This window comes from Zhongshania sp. (genome assembly GCF_029212375.1).
Taxonomy (GTDB): Bacteria; Pseudomonadota; Gammaproteobacteria; order Pseudomonadales; family Spongiibacteraceae; genus Spongiibacter.
The window spans coordinates 75,568-92,008 of the sequence record NZ_JARGNU010000012.1 but is presented as its reverse complement, the minus strand read 5'-3'; the positions used below and the strand labels follow the sequence as shown (position 1 = coordinate 92,008).

At 45.2% G+C, this 16,441-nt stretch carries 20 protein-coding genes; 15 read left to right on the top strand and 5 right to left on the bottom strand.

Going from position 1 to position 16,441, the window contains the following annotated elements:
* The first annotated feature begins 3 nt into the window (after nucleotides 1–3).
* The 4 genes from P1U47_RS13035 (at nucleotide 4) to P1U47_RS13020 (ending at nucleotide 3,185) form a co-directional block, all read left to right on the top strand.
* Nucleotides 4–294 carry a DUF2523 family protein gene (locus tag P1U47_RS13035; protein ID WP_301029461.1) on the top strand — a complete coding sequence of 97 codons (291 nt, stop codon included), beginning with the start codon at nucleotides 4–6 and terminating at the stop codon, nucleotides 292–294.
* Nucleotides 295–1,392, top strand: a complete 1,098-nt coding sequence (locus P1U47_RS13030) for a zonular occludens toxin domain-containing protein (protein WP_301029460.1) — start codon at nucleotides 295–297, stop codon at nucleotides 1,390–1,392.
* A 138-nt stretch (nucleotides 1,393–1,530) separates the two neighbouring features.
* The gene (locus P1U47_RS13025) at nucleotides 1,531–1,839 is read left to right on the top strand and encodes a hypothetical protein (protein WP_301029459.1); all 309 of its coding nucleotides are present in this window, start codon (nucleotides 1,531–1,533) and stop codon (nucleotides 1,837–1,839) included.
* A gap of 434 nt (nucleotides 1,840–2,273) precedes the next feature.
* Complete coding sequence (locus P1U47_RS13020; protein WP_301029458.1) at nucleotides 2,274–3,185, top strand: site-specific integrase; 912 nt, start codon at nucleotides 2,274–2,276, stop codon at nucleotides 3,183–3,185.
* On the opposite strand, the gene P1U47_RS13015 is transcribed toward P1U47_RS13020, so the two are convergent.
* Complete coding sequence (locus P1U47_RS13015; protein WP_301029469.1) at nucleotides 3,133–3,549, bottom strand: hypothetical protein; 417 nt, start codon at nucleotides 3,547–3,549, stop codon at nucleotides 3,133–3,135. The genes P1U47_RS13020 and P1U47_RS13015 overlap by 53 nt on opposite strands.
* A 402-nt stretch (nucleotides 3,550–3,951) precedes the next feature.
* On the opposite strand from P1U47_RS13015, the gene P1U47_RS13010 reads away from it, so the two are divergent.
* The 10 genes from P1U47_RS13010 to P1U47_RS12965 all read left to right on the top strand — a co-directional run bounded on the left by P1U47_RS13010 (nucleotide 3,952) and on the right by P1U47_RS12965 (nucleotide 10,627).
* Nucleotides 3,952–4,350, top strand: a complete 399-nt coding sequence (locus P1U47_RS13010; protein ID WP_301029467.1) for a hypothetical protein — start codon at nucleotides 3,952–3,954, stop codon at nucleotides 4,348–4,350.
* Nucleotides 4,340–5,362 carry a phage/plasmid replication protein, II/X family gene (locus tag P1U47_RS13005; protein ID WP_301029466.1) on the top strand — a complete coding sequence of 341 codons (1,023 nt, stop codon included), beginning with the start codon at nucleotides 4,340–4,342 and terminating at the stop codon, nucleotides 5,360–5,362. The genes P1U47_RS13010 and P1U47_RS13005 overlap by 11 nt, the downstream gene beginning before the upstream one ends.
* A 13-nt stretch (nucleotides 5,363–5,375) precedes the next feature.
* On the top strand, nucleotides 5,376–5,678 hold the full coding sequence (locus tag P1U47_RS13000) for a hypothetical protein (protein WP_301029465.1): 303 nt from the start codon (nucleotides 5,376–5,378) through the stop codon (nucleotides 5,676–5,678).
* Nucleotides 5,679–5,687: 9 nt separating this feature from the next.
* A complete protein-coding gene (locus P1U47_RS12995) occupies nucleotides 5,688–5,984 on the top strand; it encodes a hypothetical protein (protein ID WP_301029464.1) in 297 nt (98 codons plus the stop codon).
* A gap of 89 nt (nucleotides 5,985–6,073) precedes the next feature.
* A complete protein-coding gene (locus P1U47_RS12990; protein ID WP_301029463.1) occupies nucleotides 6,074–6,211 on the top strand; it encodes a hypothetical protein in 138 nt (45 codons plus the stop codon).
* Between the two features lie 132 nt (nucleotides 6,212–6,343).
* Nucleotides 6,344–7,435, top strand: coding sequence for a hypothetical protein (locus P1U47_RS12985; protein ID WP_301029462.1), 1,092 nt, complete (start codon nucleotides 6,344–6,346; stop codon nucleotides 7,433–7,435).
* Between the two features lie 10 nt (nucleotides 7,436–7,445).
* A complete protein-coding gene (locus P1U47_RS12980) occupies nucleotides 7,446–7,736 on the top strand; it encodes a DUF2523 family protein (protein ID WP_301029461.1) in 291 nt (96 codons plus the stop codon).
* Nucleotides 7,737–8,834 carry a zonular occludens toxin domain-containing protein gene (locus P1U47_RS12975; RefSeq protein ID WP_301029460.1) on the top strand — a complete coding sequence of 366 codons (1,098 nt, stop codon included), beginning with the start codon at nucleotides 7,737–7,739 and terminating at the stop codon, nucleotides 8,832–8,834.
* A 138-nt stretch (nucleotides 8,835–8,972) separates the two neighbouring features.
* Nucleotides 8,973–9,281, top strand: a complete 309-nt coding sequence (locus P1U47_RS12970; RefSeq protein ID WP_301029459.1) for a hypothetical protein — start codon at nucleotides 8,973–8,975, stop codon at nucleotides 9,279–9,281.
* Nucleotides 9,282–9,715: 434 nt separating this feature from the next.
* The gene (locus P1U47_RS12965; protein ID WP_301029458.1) at nucleotides 9,716–10,627 is read left to right on the top strand and encodes a site-specific integrase; all 912 of its coding nucleotides are present in this window, start codon (nucleotides 9,716–9,718) and stop codon (nucleotides 10,625–10,627) included.
* A gap of 155 nt (nucleotides 10,628–10,782) precedes the next feature.
* Here P1U47_RS12965 and P1U47_RS12960 read toward each other — a convergent pair whose 3' ends face one another.
* From P1U47_RS12960 to P1U47_RS12945, 4 genes are read right to left on the bottom strand one after another with little or no spacing between them, the layout of a single operon-like run.
* A complete protein-coding gene (locus P1U47_RS12960; protein ID WP_301029457.1) occupies nucleotides 10,783–11,784 on the bottom strand; it encodes a spore coat protein U domain-containing protein in 1,002 nt (333 codons plus the stop codon).
* Nucleotides 11,781–14,168 carry a fimbria/pilus outer membrane usher protein gene (locus tag P1U47_RS12955; RefSeq protein WP_301029456.1) on the bottom strand — a complete coding sequence of 796 codons (2,388 nt, stop codon included), beginning with the start codon at nucleotides 14,166–14,168 and terminating at the stop codon, nucleotides 11,781–11,783. The genes P1U47_RS12960 and P1U47_RS12955 overlap by 4 nt, the downstream gene beginning before the upstream one ends.
* Nucleotides 14,119–14,907, bottom strand: a complete 789-nt coding sequence (locus P1U47_RS12950) for a molecular chaperone (RefSeq protein ID WP_301029455.1) — start codon at nucleotides 14,905–14,907, stop codon at nucleotides 14,119–14,121. Before P1U47_RS12950 ends, P1U47_RS12955 begins: the two co-directional genes overlap by 50 nt.
* 21 nt (nucleotides 14,908–14,928) lie before the next feature.
* Entirely contained in the window at nucleotides 14,929–15,435 is a 507-nt protein-coding gene (locus tag P1U47_RS12945) for a spore coat U domain-containing protein (RefSeq protein WP_301029453.1), read from the bottom strand.
* A gap of 548 nt (nucleotides 15,436–15,983) precedes the next feature.
* Here P1U47_RS12945 and P1U47_RS12940 point away from each other — a divergent pair.
* Complete coding sequence (locus P1U47_RS12940) at nucleotides 15,984–16,277, top strand: putative quinol monooxygenase (RefSeq protein WP_301029452.1); 294 nt, start codon at nucleotides 15,984–15,986, stop codon at nucleotides 16,275–16,277.
* The last annotated feature ends 164 nt before the right edge of the window (nucleotides 16,278–16,441 follow it).

The window sequence follows — 16,441 nt, the reverse complement described above, 5'->3', positions numbered from 1 at the left end:
ATAATGTCGTTTGGAGAAATTGGCGACTGGATTGTAAATTTATTTTTAGAACTTATTCAGTTTTTTCTTGATTTACCAAAATATATATTAGATGGTTTTTTGGGTGCTATTGCATCAATTATCGAGAAAGTGCCTCCGCCAGCTTTTACTGTTAACTATTCAATTGTTGACTATATTCCGGCTGACATTTCATATTTTTTAATTATGTCGTCCTTTCCACCTGCGCTAGCTATTATCGGTGGGGCGGTTACCTTTCGTTTTCTTCGTCGCGTATTAACTTTGGGTATTTGGTAAATGATCGTATTCCATGAGGGCTTGCCAGGCTCGGGTAAATCGTATGAAGCATGCGCAATGCACATATTGCCGGCGCTTGATCGCGCTCGTAGGGTTGTTACAAATATCGAAGGTATTAACCATGCAAAATTTTCTGAGCTTTTGCATATTCCAGAATTGGATTTGAAAGATAAGCTAATTTGCGTGTTCGATCATGATATTGAGCAACAAAAAAAATTATTTTTGGAGTATTCGGGCAAAGATGCTCTGATTATCATAGATGAAATTCAGAATCTTTTTCCTACTGGTCGTCAACAACTCTCAACAGAGTGGAATCGTTATATTTCAGAACACCGGCATGATGGTCTGGATATTGTGCTTATGGGTCAGGATCGTCGCGATTGTCATCCAATGTGGCGCCGTAGAATTCAGCGAGTAATTACGTTCAATAAGCTTTCGGCTGTTGGACTAGATAAACGTTATCGGTGGGAATGTTACGAAGCCACAAGTCCCGAGAAATTTAAAAAGGTGACAGGGGGTAACAGGTCATACGATAAAAAATATTTTGGTTTGTATCAGTCTCATACTGAAGGTACTGACAACAAAGACGTTTACAAAGACAAGCGCGCGAACGTGCTTAATAATAAATCTATTAGGTTTGCAGTTCCTGCGGTCATCGTTGTTTTATATTTTGCTGTTTCTTTTCTGTATGATTTTTTCACGCCCAATTCTTCAGTTGTCGCTGAAATTCCTAAAACTTCGCCCAAGCTTGTTCAGCCTCAGCGTGAAAAAATCGAAACTGTTTCGGTTCCATCAGAACCTGCTGAGCCTCCACCGATAGACATTTTTGATAAATTTGCAAAATCTAATAGATTGCGCTTATCGGCTCTCGTTGTTTCACAAGATAAAAGTAAATTTTTTGCGCAAATCGACGTATTAGATAATAGCTATCATCGACAAGAAGTTTTTAATGTGCAAGGTTTGCGGGATATGGGTTGGCAAGTCACATATAGGGATTCGGGGTTGTATATTACTAAACAGGGCGTTACTCATATTGCGAGATCGTGGCCTATTGATAAATTCGGTAAAGTAGATAATGACACTATGGCGCAGCTTTAGCGCTTGCGACGAAGGAGCTATCGCTAAAACTGCGCCATAGTAAATAAATAAAAATAATTTATCAAAAGTGTTAAAATGATGTATCAATTTCCTAGTTTTGATGTATAATGAATACATCATCAAAAGGGAGATACTAAAATGCTAGATAGAGTTGAGTTAGGAAAAAAAGAAATTGAAAATCTCGTTTCTGCCGGTGCGATTACTTCTTGTCATGCTCGTATATTTTTTGATGATGACGATAAAACGGTAATCGGTTTTGTTATGTTGGATTTTCGCGGTAATGGGCTTAACCTTGGCGTTAGAAAACAGCGAGGTGGTCAGCGGTTATTTAGCAGTATCGAGGCCGCTTATAGATTTGGTATTTCCTTAGGTTTTGATAATGTGATTTTTCATCGTAGTTCTCTGATTAGTGCTGTTGATGATTATCTGGCCGATAGGGCTGGTTGATTATTCCTAATAAGCCCAAATTATTTTCTGTAGTCCTTGCGGGTGCGGTTGCTATAAAGCAATCTTTTATTGAATAAAATTGTTGTGCCGGCTGCTGTTGTTTTAAATATTTGATTTATATGATGATTTAGGATTCTTAAAAAGTTTTTTATATTTTAAAATCATTTTTATATTTTTGATGTTGCAATAGCAATCGATTACCGCCTTTCTAATATCGTCAATGGGTTGGTGCGGCCCGCAAAAAAAAATAGCCTTATCATTTTTTTTGAGGACTCGGCCCATTGATCGACACTCACTAATAACACTTGTGTGGTGGGGTGCATGGGGCTTTTCCCCATGCGCCCCTGCCACACGGCGAGTGCCGCCGGAGGCCCCTCGGAGAGCCTGCGGAGCATTCCTCGATATATAATCCTGTTTTTATAGGGATTTTGTAAATGTCAGGTCTTTCGATTTCTAATGCTTTTGATATAGAAATGTTGCTTTCTGAGCATGGTTTTAGACGTTCTGCGGGTAAAACTTGGAATGATGCTGCTGATCGTTGGGTAATGACTACATCACATAAAGCTGATCATCTTCATGATTTGCAGAAATTAGAATGGTTACAAGGTCATTTTTCGGGCTTATTTTTATCAGATATTAATGAAGATATCATTCTTCGAGTTTCGCATCTAAAGAAGCAAGAAAGCAGCTCTTCTACTGCCAATCGCTATTTGTCATTGATTAGGGCTATTTTGCGGGCTTCTCGAGATGATTGGCGCTGGGTGCACTGGGTGCCCTCTATAAAGTTCTTTCCTGAGCCTGAGCATCGCGTTAGGTGGCTTAAACCAAATGAGGCAAGGCGGCTAATTTCTGAATTGCCGTTGCACCTTTCGGCAATGGCTAAATTCAGTTTAGCGACTGGTTTACGTCAATCCAATGTATCTTATTTATCGTGGGATCAAGTTGATTTAAAGCGGCGTCTTGCTTGGGTTAATGCGGCCGATAGTAAGTCGCGGCGCTCTTTCGCTGTTCCGCTTAATGATTCTGCGCTCGCGGTTTTATTCGATCAACGCCGGCAAAATAAAAAATTTGTTTTTGTATACAAGGGCTTACCAGTTGGTCGTTGCTCAACTGCTGCATGGACTAAAGCAAAAGACAGGGCAAAAATTGAAGATTTTCGCTGGCATGACTGGCGGCATACGTGGGCAAGTTGGCACGTTCAAAACGGTACAACATTGTATGAATTGCAGGAACTCGGCGGGTGGAAAACCTTAGATATGGTGCTCAGGTATGCTCATCTAGCAGGGGATCAACTTATGACTGCTGCGCAGCGTATCGACAAAAATTGTCATTTGGCGTATTCATAAATATTGCAAGAATCACTTTTTTAAGTGTGTTTTTAGAGCATAGGATTGAAAATCCTCGTGTCGGCGGTTCGATTCCGTCTCTGGGCACCATTTTAATTATCAGTTTTTTCCCGAATCCTTCCCAAAACTTTTTCACCTCTGGGCTTTTTGCCCCTTCTGCGTTTTGGTCTGCAATAACGGTTTCTGGTGGCAATTCTAGTATTTCTGCGACTTTTAGACACTGTGCGTCATTAAGAGTCTTTATTCTTCCGGTTTTGTGATTGCTCACCGTTGCTCGGGTAATGCCTATTTTTGCTGCTGCTTGGTTATCGCTCGGCAGGTTCAGCTTTGTTTTTACTGCTTGTATTAGCGTGTAACTATCCATTTTTTCTGCCTCTGTATGTCGCTAGATACATATTCTGCTTGACAACTTTATTTTATGCAATGTATCTTGCGACTAACACTGTATTTCACTACTTACACGGTCTTAGGCATGACGCAAAAAAAATGGTTCCTTGACCTCTGGTTTTTCGTTCTCTGTCCTCTGGCGGTCTATTTCGTGCCTCCTTCCGCGTTTTCACCCTTTCTCATTGTTTTAATATTTTTACTGGTCTTGCTTTGGTCATTTTTGCGGATCATGGATTTTACCGATCGCTCGTCGGGCGTTGGTTGCATAGGTGAGGTTCTTAGCTAATGCAATTCTCTTATCGTTGTCCTTGGTGCGGGCTTTCGTGGTTTTCCGATAGCTGTCTCTGCCCCATTTGCAATAACGAAGGCGTCAATCTCCATGAGTAGGCCATATTGGCTTGATGACGTTGGCCGGCCAATAGATTTTGGCACCCCCTATTCTCAGCATGTTCGTGATTATCATTTCTGGATCGGCTTAGAACGCATGCGGTCTTTTCGTGCTGAGTTACATCGTCATCAGGACGCCAAGGCTGCTAAACAGTGTTTGAGCTTTGGCGGCTGTGTTGCCCCTTGCGAGCATTACCGCCTTGAGCATTTGACTCGTATGGATGATTTAGCGGCTTTGTCTCAATCCTCAGATCGTATCATGGCCGAAATGCGGCACGGGTTTTCAGTGGCGGCCCCTGTAACACCGCCACTTAGTCCCATGGGTGGGACTCACAGCCCAAAATTGATCAAAAAAGCAGCAGATTCTTGGGCTAAAAACCATGCTAATTGATTGGGTGACATCTCGTATTTCCCTAGAAGATTGTTCAGAGTCTGTTCGCGCCGCTGCCGTTCAATTGGGAGATCGTGTTGTGAGGTATTGCCCAATAACTGGTGAAGTTCGCTATGAGGTTCAGGCTTGGGATTCTATACGCTCGGATAGCCATCAGATTTCTGTTCGTTGCACATCAGACTTATGGATACAAGGCAGTCCTGCTCGGATCATGGGCGACGGTTGCGCTGTTTTCGGTTCCGGTGCGTCAAGGGCTCTTGATTTGATGGGTTGTGTTACTCGTATGATTGCTTTTGTTACTGATTACCTCGGCGCCGGCGCTTTACCTGATCCTAGTCTTTTTCGCGTATCTCGCGTTGATGTTACCTCGAATTTATTGCTTGGTTCCCATCAAGAAGTTTTGCAAGGCCTCCAAATTTTGCGGAATTGTGAGGGTGGTAGGTATCGCATAAGCCAACAGCGCGGCGAGACTTGTTATTGGAATCACGGATCAAAATTGAGGTCTGGCAAGGCATATTCAAAAGGCCCACATCTTATTGAAATGATGAAAAAACCAGATTATACGGGCCGGCAATATAGCCCTTTAGAAATTCAAGCGGCTATGCCACTTTTGAGGCTTGAGTTATCTCTGAAACGAGAATTTTTTCTCCGCAATGATTGGCGTGAATTAACGCCAGCGGATTTGAATCGCGAATGGTGCGAATATTTCGAGCGCATGATAGGGGGCGCTGACATGGTTAATGAATCGGATTTGAAAACTAAAATTTTAAAGGTTGCTCCTACCGATGGGCAAGGTAAAGCTGCGTATGGTTGTTGGGCAATGATTCAATCTCAAGGCTGGGAAAAGGCCCGTGATTGTTATACCAAAACGACTTGGTATCGGAATTTAAAAATTTTGCGTTCTGCCGGTTTGGGGGACGCGGATATTAGCGCGGGGAAGGTTGTCGCGCTTCGTCAAAGGATCATCGAAGCTCAACAAGTTTCAGATTGGTCACAACTCGTAGCTGCATAAAAAGGTAAATATTATGAAACAGAAAATGTTTGTTTGCGGCGTATCTCGTCGCCAAGGTATTTCTAAGAAAACCGGCAATCAATACGACATAGCGATTGTCACAACTTTACAGCCGCAATATGGCACTGATGCAAATTATGTGGCGTCTGGTTTTAAAGTTGTCGAAATGCAAGCTCCAGCAGTTTTAGTTACTCAAGCTCTTTCTTGGGCCTTTCCTTGCACTGTCGATGCCGAATTGTCCATTCGTAATGATGGGAAGCTTGATATTATGAGTATGGCTGTTTTGTCTAAAAGTAATTTAGCTGCAGCGTCTTAGGCTTAAAAAATGACTGATTTCTATTTGGGATGCAATGATGGCTCATTCACTACGGTTAAAACTCTTGCGGGTGTGGTCATTCGTTGTAGCGGAACAATTGCCAACGTTTCCGAGGCTGAACTAATCGAAAGCCTATCAACGGGTACGCTGTCCCAGTGGTTCGACGTTATTTTTGGAACGCCCAATCAGGCCGAATTGCAAACAGCATTCATGGCCGGTTGTACGATACCGCTAATTGCTTATTTGTCAGCGTGGGCGTATGGGAAATTAATTAATTTCGCTACTCGCGACGACAATAATTATTAGAATTCACCTCTAGGGGTAAATCGCTCACCAGTGCGTTACTGGTCACACTTCGGGGGCTATCTCCGACAACTTTAAATAAGGAGTCCTTTATGGATTTTACAGCAGTTACATCGGCTATTGATGCCACCACCATCGTCGCGGCGGTTACTGCGATCGCAGCAATTAAGATCCTCCCCGGTGTTGCTAAATGGGGATACAACAAAGTTATTGGCTGGTTCGGCGGCTAATCACTTTTTGTCGGGGCTTCGGCCCCGTTTTTTATTTATTTAAAAAACTTTGCGGTGATTAAATGATTTTAATGTCCTTCTCTTTTTTGCTCGGCATTGGTACTGCTGTTGGTATTATCGTGGGGTTTAAAGGTGCGTAGTATTATCTCCATTTTCTTATTTTTTTTTGCTTCGTCCGCTTTTGCCGGTTATAAATGGGTACATGACAATTCGACAGGTGTTTGCGCTGAAAATCCAGAACAAGCTTGTTATACGGTAACTTTGGCCAAGATTTGGACAGGTACAAGATGTGCGCAAGATGTTGGTGGTCAGCCGTCACAGTATAGTTGGATATTCACAAGTTGTTTATACGTTCCTCCTCCTGCTGATGATTGCGCAGCAAAATCTGGTGTTTCTGTGTGGACATCAGTAGATCAAGCCCCGTTAATTAAAGATGCTGACGATTGTTTAGCAGAATGTTCTCTCGTTGTTGATTTTGATTCGAGTACACCTTCAACTCGGTGTACATATACCGGCACTGTTGCCGATCTTGATGAAAACGACAATATTATTCCCCCAAATGATTATCCTGATGAAACTTCGCCTGAGCATTGCGAGGTTGATAACAATGCTGGGGTTTGTCTTGATTCAAACCACCCTGATAATTCCGTCAATGGAGACGGTTCGCCGGCTGAGGGTTGTCCAGATAACCGGCCGCAATACGGCAAAATTGCGCTTAACGGAAAAACTTATAATGTTTGCGTTGCATCTGGTGGGGGTGGCGAGGGGATCACATACACTCAAGACCCTAATAAGCCGGTAAACACTGGCGGCGCCGGTACAGAGGCACCTGCAAATAGCGGTGATTCTGGCACTGGTGGTGCTGGCCCTGCAGCTCCTCAAACGGGAAACACCGGTGGTGGATCATCTGATCCAAGTACTTCGGGTGAATTAGGGGAAAATGATTTTTATGAAGCTGGGCAAACTGGCAATGGTCAAGACTTAACATACTCTAATATTTTAACTAATTTCCAGTTTCGTGTTTCCGAATCCGCGGTAGGCTCAAGCTGGAAAAATTTTTTTAATGTCAGCATAACTGGTTCCTGTCCGTCTTATGCGCTTAGTACGTGGATATTCAATATCACTTTTGATCAATGGTGCTCCGCTATGATGCCGTGGGGGCTAATCAGCGGTGTTTTGATGGCGTGTGCATTATTTATGGCTGGTAGGATCGCGTTCACATGAGGGCTGCATAATGTCGTTTGGAGAAATTGGCGACTGGATTGTAAATTTATTTTTAGAACTTATTCAGTTTTTTCTTGATTTACCAAAATATATATTAGATGGTTTTTTGGGTGCTATTGCATCAATTATCGAGAAAGTGCCTCCGCCAGCTTTTACTGTTAACTATTCAATTGTTGACTATATTCCGGCTGACATTTCATATTTTTTAATTATGTCGTCCTTTCCACCTGCGCTAGCTATTATCGGTGGGGCGGTTACCTTTCGTTTTCTTCGTCGCGTATTAACTTTGGGTATTTGGTAAATGATCGTATTCCATGAGGGCTTGCCAGGCTCGGGTAAATCGTATGAAGCATGCGCAATGCACATATTGCCGGCGCTTGATCGCGCTCGTAGGGTTGTTACAAATATCGAAGGTATTAACCATGCAAAATTTTCTGAGCTTTTGCATATTCCAGAATTGGATTTGAAAGATAAGCTAATTTGCGTGTTCGATCATGATATTGAGCAACAAAAAAAATTATTTTTGGAGTATTCGGGCAAAGATGCTCTGATTATCATAGATGAAATTCAGAATCTTTTTCCTACTGGTCGTCAACAACTCTCAACAGAGTGGAATCGTTATATTTCAGAACACCGGCATGATGGTCTGGATATTGTGCTTATGGGTCAGGATCGTCGCGATTGTCATCCAATGTGGCGCCGTAGAATTCAGCGAGTAATTACGTTCAATAAGCTTTCGGCTGTTGGACTAGATAAACGTTATCGGTGGGAATGTTACGAAGCCACAAGTCCCGAGAAATTTAAAAAGGTGACAGGGGGTAACAGGTCATACGATAAAAAATATTTTGGTTTGTATCAGTCTCATACTGAAGGTACTGACAACAAAGACGTTTACAAAGACAAGCGCGCGAACGTGCTTAATAATAAATCTATTAGGTTTGCAGTTCCTGCGGTCATCGTTGTTTTATATTTTGCTGTTTCTTTTCTGTATGATTTTTTCACGCCCAATTCTTCAGTTGTCGCTGAAATTCCTAAAACTTCGCCCAAGCTTGTTCAGCCTCAGCGTGAAAAAATCGAAACTGTTTCGGTTCCATCAGAACCTGCTGAGCCTCCACCGATAGACATTTTTGATAAATTTGCAAAATCTAATAGATTGCGCTTATCGGCTCTCGTTGTTTCACAAGATAAAAGTAAATTTTTTGCGCAAATCGACGTATTAGATAATAGCTATCATCGACAAGAAGTTTTTAATGTGCAAGGTTTGCGGGATATGGGTTGGCAAGTCACATATAGGGATTCGGGGTTGTATATTACTAAACAGGGCGTTACTCATATTGCGAGATCGTGGCCTATTGATAAATTCGGTAAAGTAGATAATGACACTATGGCGCAGCTTTAGCGCTTGCGACGAAGGAGCTATCGCTAAAACTGCGCCATAGTAAATAAATAAAAATAATTTATCAAAAGTGTTAAAATGATGTATCAATTTCCTAGTTTTGATGTATAATGAATACATCATCAAAAGGGAGATACTAAAATGCTAGATAGAGTTGAGTTAGGAAAAAAAGAAATTGAAAATCTCGTTTCTGCCGGTGCGATTACTTCTTGTCATGCTCGTATATTTTTTGATGATGACGATAAAACGGTAATCGGTTTTGTTATGTTGGATTTTCGCGGTAATGGGCTTAACCTTGGCGTTAGAAAACAGCGAGGTGGTCAGCGGTTATTTAGCAGTATCGAGGCCGCTTATAGATTTGGTATTTCCTTAGGTTTTGATAATGTGATTTTTCATCGTAGTTCTCTGATTAGTGCTGTTGATGATTATCTGGCCGATAGGGCTGGTTGATTATTCCTAATAAGCCCAAATTATTTTCTGTAGTCCTTGCGGGTGCGGTTGCTATAAAGCAATCTTTTATTGAATAAAATTGTTGTGCCGGCTGCTGTTGTTTTAAATATTTGATTTATATGATGATTTAGGATTCTTAAAAAGTTTTTTATATTTTAAAATCATTTTTATATTTTTGATGTTGCAATAGCAATCGATTACCGCCTTTCTAATATCGTCAATGGGTTGGTGCGGCCCGCAAAAAAAAATAGCCTTATCATTTTTTTTGAGGACTCGGCCCATTGATCGACACTCACTAATAACACTTGTGTGGTGGGGTGCATGGGGCTTTTCCCCATGCGCCCCTGCCACACGGCGAGTGCCGCCGGAGGCCCCTCGGAGAGCCTGCGGAGCATTCCTCGATATATAATCCTGTTTTTATAGGGATTTTGTAAATGTCAGGTCTTTCGATTTCTAATGCTTTTGATATAGAAATGTTGCTTTCTGAGCATGGTTTTAGACGTTCTGCGGGTAAAACTTGGAATGATGCTGCTGATCGTTGGGTAATGACTACATCACATAAAGCTGATCATCTTCATGATTTGCAGAAATTAGAATGGTTACAAGGTCATTTTTCGGGCTTATTTTTATCAGATATTAATGAAGATATCATTCTTCGAGTTTCGCATCTAAAGAAGCAAGAAAGCAGCTCTTCTACTGCCAATCGCTATTTGTCATTGATTAGGGCTATTTTGCGGGCTTCTCGAGATGATTGGCGCTGGGTGCACTGGGTGCCCTCTATAAAGTTCTTTCCTGAGCCTGAGCATCGCGTTAGGTGGCTTAAACCAAATGAGGCAAGGCGGCTAATTTCTGAATTGCCGTTGCACCTTTCGGCAATGGCTAAATTCAGTTTAGCGACTGGTTTACGTCAATCCAATGTATCTTATTTATCGTGGGATCAAGTTGATTTAAAGCGGCGTCTTGCTTGGGTTAATGCGGCCGATAGTAAGTCGCGGCGCTCTTTCGCTGTTCCGCTTAATGATTCTGCGCTCGCGGTTTTATTCGATCAACGCCGGCAAAATAAAAAATTTGTTTTTGTATACAAGGGCTTACCAGTTGGTCGTTGCTCAACTGCTGCATGGACTAAAGCAAAAGACAGGGCAAAAATTGAAGATTTTCGCTGGCATGACTGGCGGCATACGTGGGCAAGTTGGCACGTTCAAAACGGTACAACATTGTATGAATTGCAGGAACTCGGCGGGTGGAAAACCTTAGATATGGTGCTCAGGTATGCTCATCTAGCAGGGGATCAACTTATGACTGCTGCGCAGCGTATCGACAAAAATTGTCATTTGGCGTATTCATAAATATTGCAAGAATCACTTTTTTAAGTGTGTTTTTAGAGCATAGGATTGAAAATCCTCGTGTCGGCGGTTCGATTCCGTCTCTGGGCACCACTACTTTCCTGTTTAAAAATCAACAACTTACTACCAAGCGAAATCCAAGCAATTGCGCCCTATTTTTAATAGTAAATCGTTACCGTTACTGTATCGCTATAACTACCTTGCGACGGCGTGGTCTGTGGCGCCGTACGAGCGTAAATACTTTTAGCTTGGGCGCTACCCGTGCCGATGCCAGCAAGCGTATCGCTGTTAAGGGTGTCGCCCCAGCGCTGGCTCCGAGCGGCATCTCGATATAACTCGTAGCTTACATACTTACCAGCTCCGTTGTGCATACGGCGGGTATTTCCGTTAGCATTCTGACCGTTGTCTAATCCAATTTGATACGGCGTGGTGTTGGTGCACTGCGGTGCAATAATGGCTGTGGTATCTATATTCGCGCTGAGAATCCCCTGTGTGCCAAAGCTTATGTTTTGTACAGAAAAAACTGGATTGCAGCTCGCCACCACAATCGCGCTGACCTCAAAAGGGAAGCTGCCAGTACCGCTAAATGAGCCACCACTGGTGCAGCTTGTAGGAAAGGATGGAGGGAAAAGCGTCCCCACACTGCCTCGATATTGCATTTGAGCATCGACACCCGAGAAATTATTGCTGTAATTGCCCGGGATGACTGTGTTTTGGCTAGAATTAACATTGCCATAAACAGTAATGCTGCCACTTCCTGAACCACCCAATAGCGGCACCGAATATTGCAGGTCAACCTGATTAACCAAACTTGGAGTATCAGGCCAAACCACCGAATGCGCGGCATTTTGATATAGATTGAACTGCAGCTCGCTGCCTGCACTGGTCATTCGCCTTGGCAGGATTGTACTCCCCGAGCCCTGGGTTCCACTGCCAATACTAAAACAGAGCCTAAGCTTTACGGTTTGGAGCGCGGTTATGCCGCTTGTATTGCATTGGTAATTAATACTGGCACTAACACCGCTCCAGCCAGTAAAGGGATCACTCGCGCCGAAATCCACATTGGTCATGGTCGCACTGCAGCTTGTGGCGGCCTGAACTGAGGCCGGCAAAGCTGCAAGTATTGTGAGCAAGGCCGCCGTTATATAGGGTGCTGTCATGGTTGCTCTCGGCAGATCAATGGACCGATGGCGGAAATGCCATCCATTTGCTCAGGTAGCACTATATCTACAATACAATTGCCAGCACCTAACCGCTCCACGATAACAGGATTGTGCGTGGGCAAATCCTCTACATAGGCTTGACCATCGTGGCCCACAATTGCAAGGGGGTTTCCGTCCTGCAACACACGGCTGCCGAGAGGAATTGCTTTACCACTACTATCATGAAGAGTGAGCAAGACGGCACGCACTCGGCGCATACCGAAATCAACACGCACCCCTGCGCGTTCGGCAGGTACCGCGAGCACACTCTGCCTTTCGAATTGAATACTACTCGGCAATTGCAAGGGGTCGATAGACACTTGGTTGCCACGGTAGGCGCCCAAGCCTGTTAGTAAATAATAGCCGTGCTTATTGGTGCGACCGATAGGACGATTTTCCAATAGAACCGGCACCTCGGCAATGCCGTTAGTGGCGACCAATGCAAAACCGTCACTGACCTCGCGGGCGGGGAAGACACTTTGCGGCGCGTCGGCCATCCAGATAAATGAACCACTAAGGTCGCCAAAGGCTGATTCACCACTGGGCAGCGAGCGAACCCCGCCGCCAATTTGGGCGTAATCACCGCGGTATAATGCATCGGCTTGCACGTAATCCATTCCCCCTGTGCGCTGCATTTGCAGCCCCCAGCCAGCACCACCGTCAGCAGATACCCCGCGGCGAAGATAAGCTGCCTGCTGACTGTCGCCAGCGCGACTGTGGTTGACGGATACGCCGCCATTCACGCGGCTACCCAACGACACCGACAGTCCAGCATACAGACTGAAACTCTTGTTATTGTCGAGTTCACGAGAAGCATTAACAAACAGTGTGACCCCCGCAAAAAGGCGTTTGCTGTAGCTAGCGCCAATACTTCGGTAAGGCTCTTCTTCTAGCCTATCGAGACGACTGTAGTTTAGCGATACTCGGCCACTATTACTGGAACCAAGGCCTAGTAATAGACGCTCGGTGCGCTGCGGCGGTGGACGACCATCCCTAGATGCAATATCACGATAACTGCCAACGCTACGCTGCAAACTGTAATCAACCGTGACGCCAAGACGGCTCCAGTTATATCCCAAGGTTTGTTGCCTGCCGTCAGCTTGGTGGCCCGCGCTCTGCGCCAAAGAACCACTAAACAGCCCTACGCTGCCCAATGTAAATAGCGCCCCGACGCCTCCTGCCGCTAGCTGCTCATCACCTTCTGCGTGGCTTTCTAGGGTGACAGTATCACTGAGGCCGTGACGTAGGCTCGCGCTAGCGACGAGATGCTCGCGATAGCTAAACGAGTCGGTGCCGTATAATTGGCGAACACTACCTGCCTCTAAAGAAAAATCACTTAGTCCTTGTTGCAGCAAGCGCGGCGAACTGTAGAAAGAAAAATCTTGCACGGTGGTTCGCCCGAGAGCATCGGTTAACACCATTTGTGCTTCGCTCAAACCACTAATAGTTGGAATACTGTCAATGCGATAGGCGCCGGGTAAAACCTCGCCACTGTATTGACGTAGGCCCTCTACATAAAGCTCAACTTGCGAGGGCAACGCTGCCTCGCCAAAAAATGCAGGCAGCGGTTGCGTAACCAATTCTGGCTGAAGAGCGAAATTACGTCGCAATTGGACGCCGCCTAGTCGCGTCGCTCGGGTCCACGACAGGCCGCCACTGACAAAGTCTCCCGCTGTTACGGTGACTAGATCGTCCTGAGAGGACCAAGTCCAATGTGTATCTAGGCGAGTATAACTTTCATTGTCGCCACTACTGGCGGCCCGTAATAAGCTGGTATTCTCCACTACATTATTGGCAACAAAGGCGCGCATGGCGGTGCTAGCCGCGAGACTGTATTCACCGCGCTCATCTAGCGTCATGTACATATCGTAATTGAGTAGAGCACCAAGACTAGCCTGTGCTTGAAGTGTACGACTACGGTCGTTGTGATAAGACTGTCGGCTCATATTGAGCAGATGAGACGCGACCGTAAGGTGCAATTGTTGCTGTGATACGTCGTAGCGGTAATTAAGATCGGGGATTGAATCTAGTGCTAGGTACTGCTCCTCTGATGGCTTGCTCAACGCTATACCGATCACGGCAAGATGCTGCGGCAGTACATAAAAGGAACCATTAAGCGGCATCACCTGCAGAATATAGCGAGTGGGCACCATATTGAGAACCACTTCAAGATAAAGTGGCTCTTGGCTGCTAGGCATAACAGGCCCGTCGAGAAGTATTATGCCGCCGTCAGTTGTTAAAATAGGCGTAGGGGAAAGGTCAGCGCTAACCCAAACCGATGCCAGCGCGCAGCTAATCAGTAATGTCAGCTGGCGACAAAGGGTGCCGAGTGGGCTGACCATTGACTTGCATCCTTATTTCCGTCGCTGTAGCCACGCGGCTTGGCAAGCTGAAAGGCCAGAGCCGCGAATTCCCCGATAGCACGTAACCTGCGAGGCCTTTATGTTCGTAGAGTACCCGACCTTCGCTACTCATCAGTTTGAGATCTGTAATCTGGGCGCGGCTACCGCCGGTATTGTCCGTTACTAATTGCAAGCCTGCCTCAGTATGTTGCAAGCGCCAGCTGAGCTTGGCGCCCGCGCCATCTAAAGGTGAAGCAATAAATACTGGGACAGAAAAACGCAGCAAAAAATTAAGACCCGGTTGTGCGCCGGCCAGGCTGTTAACCCCCGTTTCGTCAACGGGCGGGGCCGGTAATTCATCCACTAAAATACGAAAACTGCGTTCGCCGGCGAGCGTGTCTGGCGCTATTCCGCCGCGCTGGATAATTCGTACCATCTGCCGACCGCCTGGGGCGATATTTAAAAATGGCGGACTGGCTACCAGTGCCGCAGAGGGCGCGAGCACATCCTTGCCATTCTGCTGCTGCCACCTAAAAATTCGCACTTGTGCTCGCAATGCAGTGGTGCCGGAATTACGCAAAGTCAAACCCTTAGCCACCTCTTGGGGCGTGAACTCCAGTAACGTAGGAGCAACCCCTAAGCCGGCAGCGAATGTTGGCAAAATTGTCAGCGCAAGAATCAGCCCGAGGAAGTGATGTAACCGCAACGAGAACCAAACAGCAGACAGTAAACGGTGCATAAATAAGGGGCCATATATTACTTAGAAAGTTACAGAAACCGTAACTGTATCAGAATACGTGCCCGCAGGCGGGGTAGTAGCGTTGTCGCCCGCTTCAACGCGCCCATATACCGTTATATCCTGCTCGATGCCGGTACCGGTACCAGCCTTAACACTACCAAAAGTAGTGCCATCGCCCCATAAAGCACTGTGCCCTGAATCACTGTATAGGCGATAACTGACAAAATTAGTTGCGCCAACGTCGGCCATACGACGTGTTGTAGCGCTGTCGTTTCCACCTTGATCCAGCGCAAGGTCGTAAGCGGCATCAGTGGTGCAAGTAACAGATACTGTCGACGTCGCCGTGTATGCGGTATTAAGCAGTTGAACCGTACCGAAGCTCATATCAGTGGCTGGAGTTGTCAGCTCACAACTATCTTCGATAGTAATATTAACGTCAAAAGTATCGCTTGTTTGACCGAATGAGGTGCTTGACCATATGAGCGTGCTAGCCAAGATTCCATATAAGTAATTCCGGTGAACAGCCATGCTCAACAATCCCTTTATTTAACAATTTGTGTGAGATGTGAGTATGTGCTTCCTAGGAAGTACTTATAGCTAGTAATTGTACGGATCATCGAATCCGTAGTGCGCAATAAAAAGTATTACACTCTGTCTTAATTTGTAGTGCACGCTAACGCTTACCGAGGGAATAAATTTCGGGACTTTCATGATGATCATTAGGCATCCATACAACACCTTTTTAATTGATTGAAAAATTTCGCCAGCTAATTGCAGGAATACAAAGATCCGCCACATTACGGGGTATGCGCTAGATTAAATCGGGTTCCCTCGCCCCAAACAAAAACGCACAGTCGCCCAACTCAACCGCGCCTTTGCCCGCATCGACAATAGCTGAGCTAGCGCCGACGACAACTATTTGCACAATTCAAAGGGTTTGTACTTAGGGTAAGCGCCATGGCAGTGTAATAAGCAGACTTGTGCAAAACCCTAGGCGCCCAGTATGATCATTAGCCTTACATATAACGAATGGCCTAAGTAGGCAAAAAACCACTCACTTCAGGAAGGAGAATAATATGGCAGTCCAAGTCATTCTTGAGTTCGATGCAGCAGACGGTAAGGCCGATACAGTCAAAGCGTATTTCGCTGAAATTTTACCCGACACTCGACGCTACAGCGGTTTCATTCAACTCGATGTGCTCTGCGATCTCGATAACCCAAACAGCTTTGCGGTGTACGAAACATGGGAAAGCCGTGAGGCCTACCAAAACTATTTTAACTGGCGAGCAGAAACCGGTGTGTTCACCAAGCTTGCCGAAATGATTGCCGACAAACCAAAGATGCGGTTTTTTGAAAATACAGGGATTTAGCCCTAAATTTGAATGGCTGCGCCGCGGCAGAGTGCCTCATGCCGTTGCGCGTCACGTTAAAAATATGCAGCTACGTCAACCTCGCCCAAGAAAACCGATTTGCAATACGTTTAATGCTGGGCGCTAAGCAACCACCATTACCATCTTAAACAGACCTTATCCCC

What these genes read in the sequence shown, in the direction of transcription:
- P1U47_RS13035 (WP_301029461.1), top strand. Translation starts at nt 4, where the DNA reads ATGTCGTTTGGAGAAATTGGCGACTGGATTGTAAATTTATTTTTAGAA.
- P1U47_RS13030 (WP_301029460.1), top strand. Translation starts at nt 295, where the DNA reads ATGATCGTATTCCATGAGGGCTTGCCAGGCTCGGGTAAATCGTATGAA.
- P1U47_RS13025 (WP_301029459.1), top strand. Translation starts at nt 1,531, where the DNA reads ATGCTAGATAGAGTTGAGTTAGGAAAAAAAGAAATTGAAAATCTCGTT.
- P1U47_RS13020 (WP_301029458.1), top strand. Translation starts at nt 2,274, where the DNA reads ATGTCAGGTCTTTCGATTTCTAATGCTTTTGATATAGAAATGTTGCTT.
- P1U47_RS13015 (WP_301029469.1), bottom strand. Translation starts at nt 3,549, where the DNA reads ATGGATAGTTACACGCTAATACAAGCAGTAAAAACAAAGCTGAACCTG.
- P1U47_RS13010 (WP_301029467.1), top strand. Translation starts at nt 3,952, where the DNA reads ATGAGTAGGCCATATTGGCTTGATGACGTTGGCCGGCCAATAGATTTT.
- P1U47_RS13005 (WP_301029466.1), top strand. Translation starts at nt 4,340, where the DNA reads ATGCTAATTGATTGGGTGACATCTCGTATTTCCCTAGAAGATTGTTCA.
- P1U47_RS13000 (WP_301029465.1), top strand. Translation starts at nt 5,376, where the DNA reads ATGAAACAGAAAATGTTTGTTTGCGGCGTATCTCGTCGCCAAGGTATT.
- P1U47_RS12995 (WP_301029464.1), top strand. Translation starts at nt 5,688, where the DNA reads ATGACTGATTTCTATTTGGGATGCAATGATGGCTCATTCACTACGGTT.
- P1U47_RS12990 (WP_301029463.1), top strand. Translation starts at nt 6,074, where the DNA reads ATGGATTTTACAGCAGTTACATCGGCTATTGATGCCACCACCATCGTC.
- P1U47_RS12980 (WP_301029461.1), top strand. Translation starts at nt 7,446, where the DNA reads ATGTCGTTTGGAGAAATTGGCGACTGGATTGTAAATTTATTTTTAGAA.
- P1U47_RS12975 (WP_301029460.1), top strand. Translation starts at nt 7,737, where the DNA reads ATGATCGTATTCCATGAGGGCTTGCCAGGCTCGGGTAAATCGTATGAA.
- P1U47_RS12970 (WP_301029459.1), top strand. Translation starts at nt 8,973, where the DNA reads ATGCTAGATAGAGTTGAGTTAGGAAAAAAAGAAATTGAAAATCTCGTT.
- P1U47_RS12965 (WP_301029458.1), top strand. Translation starts at nt 9,716, where the DNA reads ATGTCAGGTCTTTCGATTTCTAATGCTTTTGATATAGAAATGTTGCTT.
- P1U47_RS12960 (WP_301029457.1), bottom strand. Translation starts at nt 11,784, where the DNA reads ATGACAGCACCCTATATAACGGCGGCCTTGCTCACAATACTTGCAGCT.
- P1U47_RS12955 (WP_301029456.1), bottom strand. Translation starts at nt 14,168, where the DNA reads ATGGTCAGCCCACTCGGCACCCTTTGTCGCCAGCTGACATTACTGATT.
- P1U47_RS12950 (WP_301029455.1), bottom strand. Translation starts at nt 14,907, where the DNA reads ATGCACCGTTTACTGTCTGCTGTTTGGTTCTCGTTGCGGTTACATCAC.
- P1U47_RS12945 (WP_301029453.1), bottom strand. Translation starts at nt 15,435, where the DNA reads ATGGCTGTTCACCGGAATTACTTATATGGAATCTTGGCTAGCACGCTC.
- P1U47_RS12940 (WP_301029452.1), top strand. Translation starts at nt 15,984, where the DNA reads ATGGCAGTCCAAGTCATTCTTGAGTTCGATGCAGCAGACGGTAAGGCC.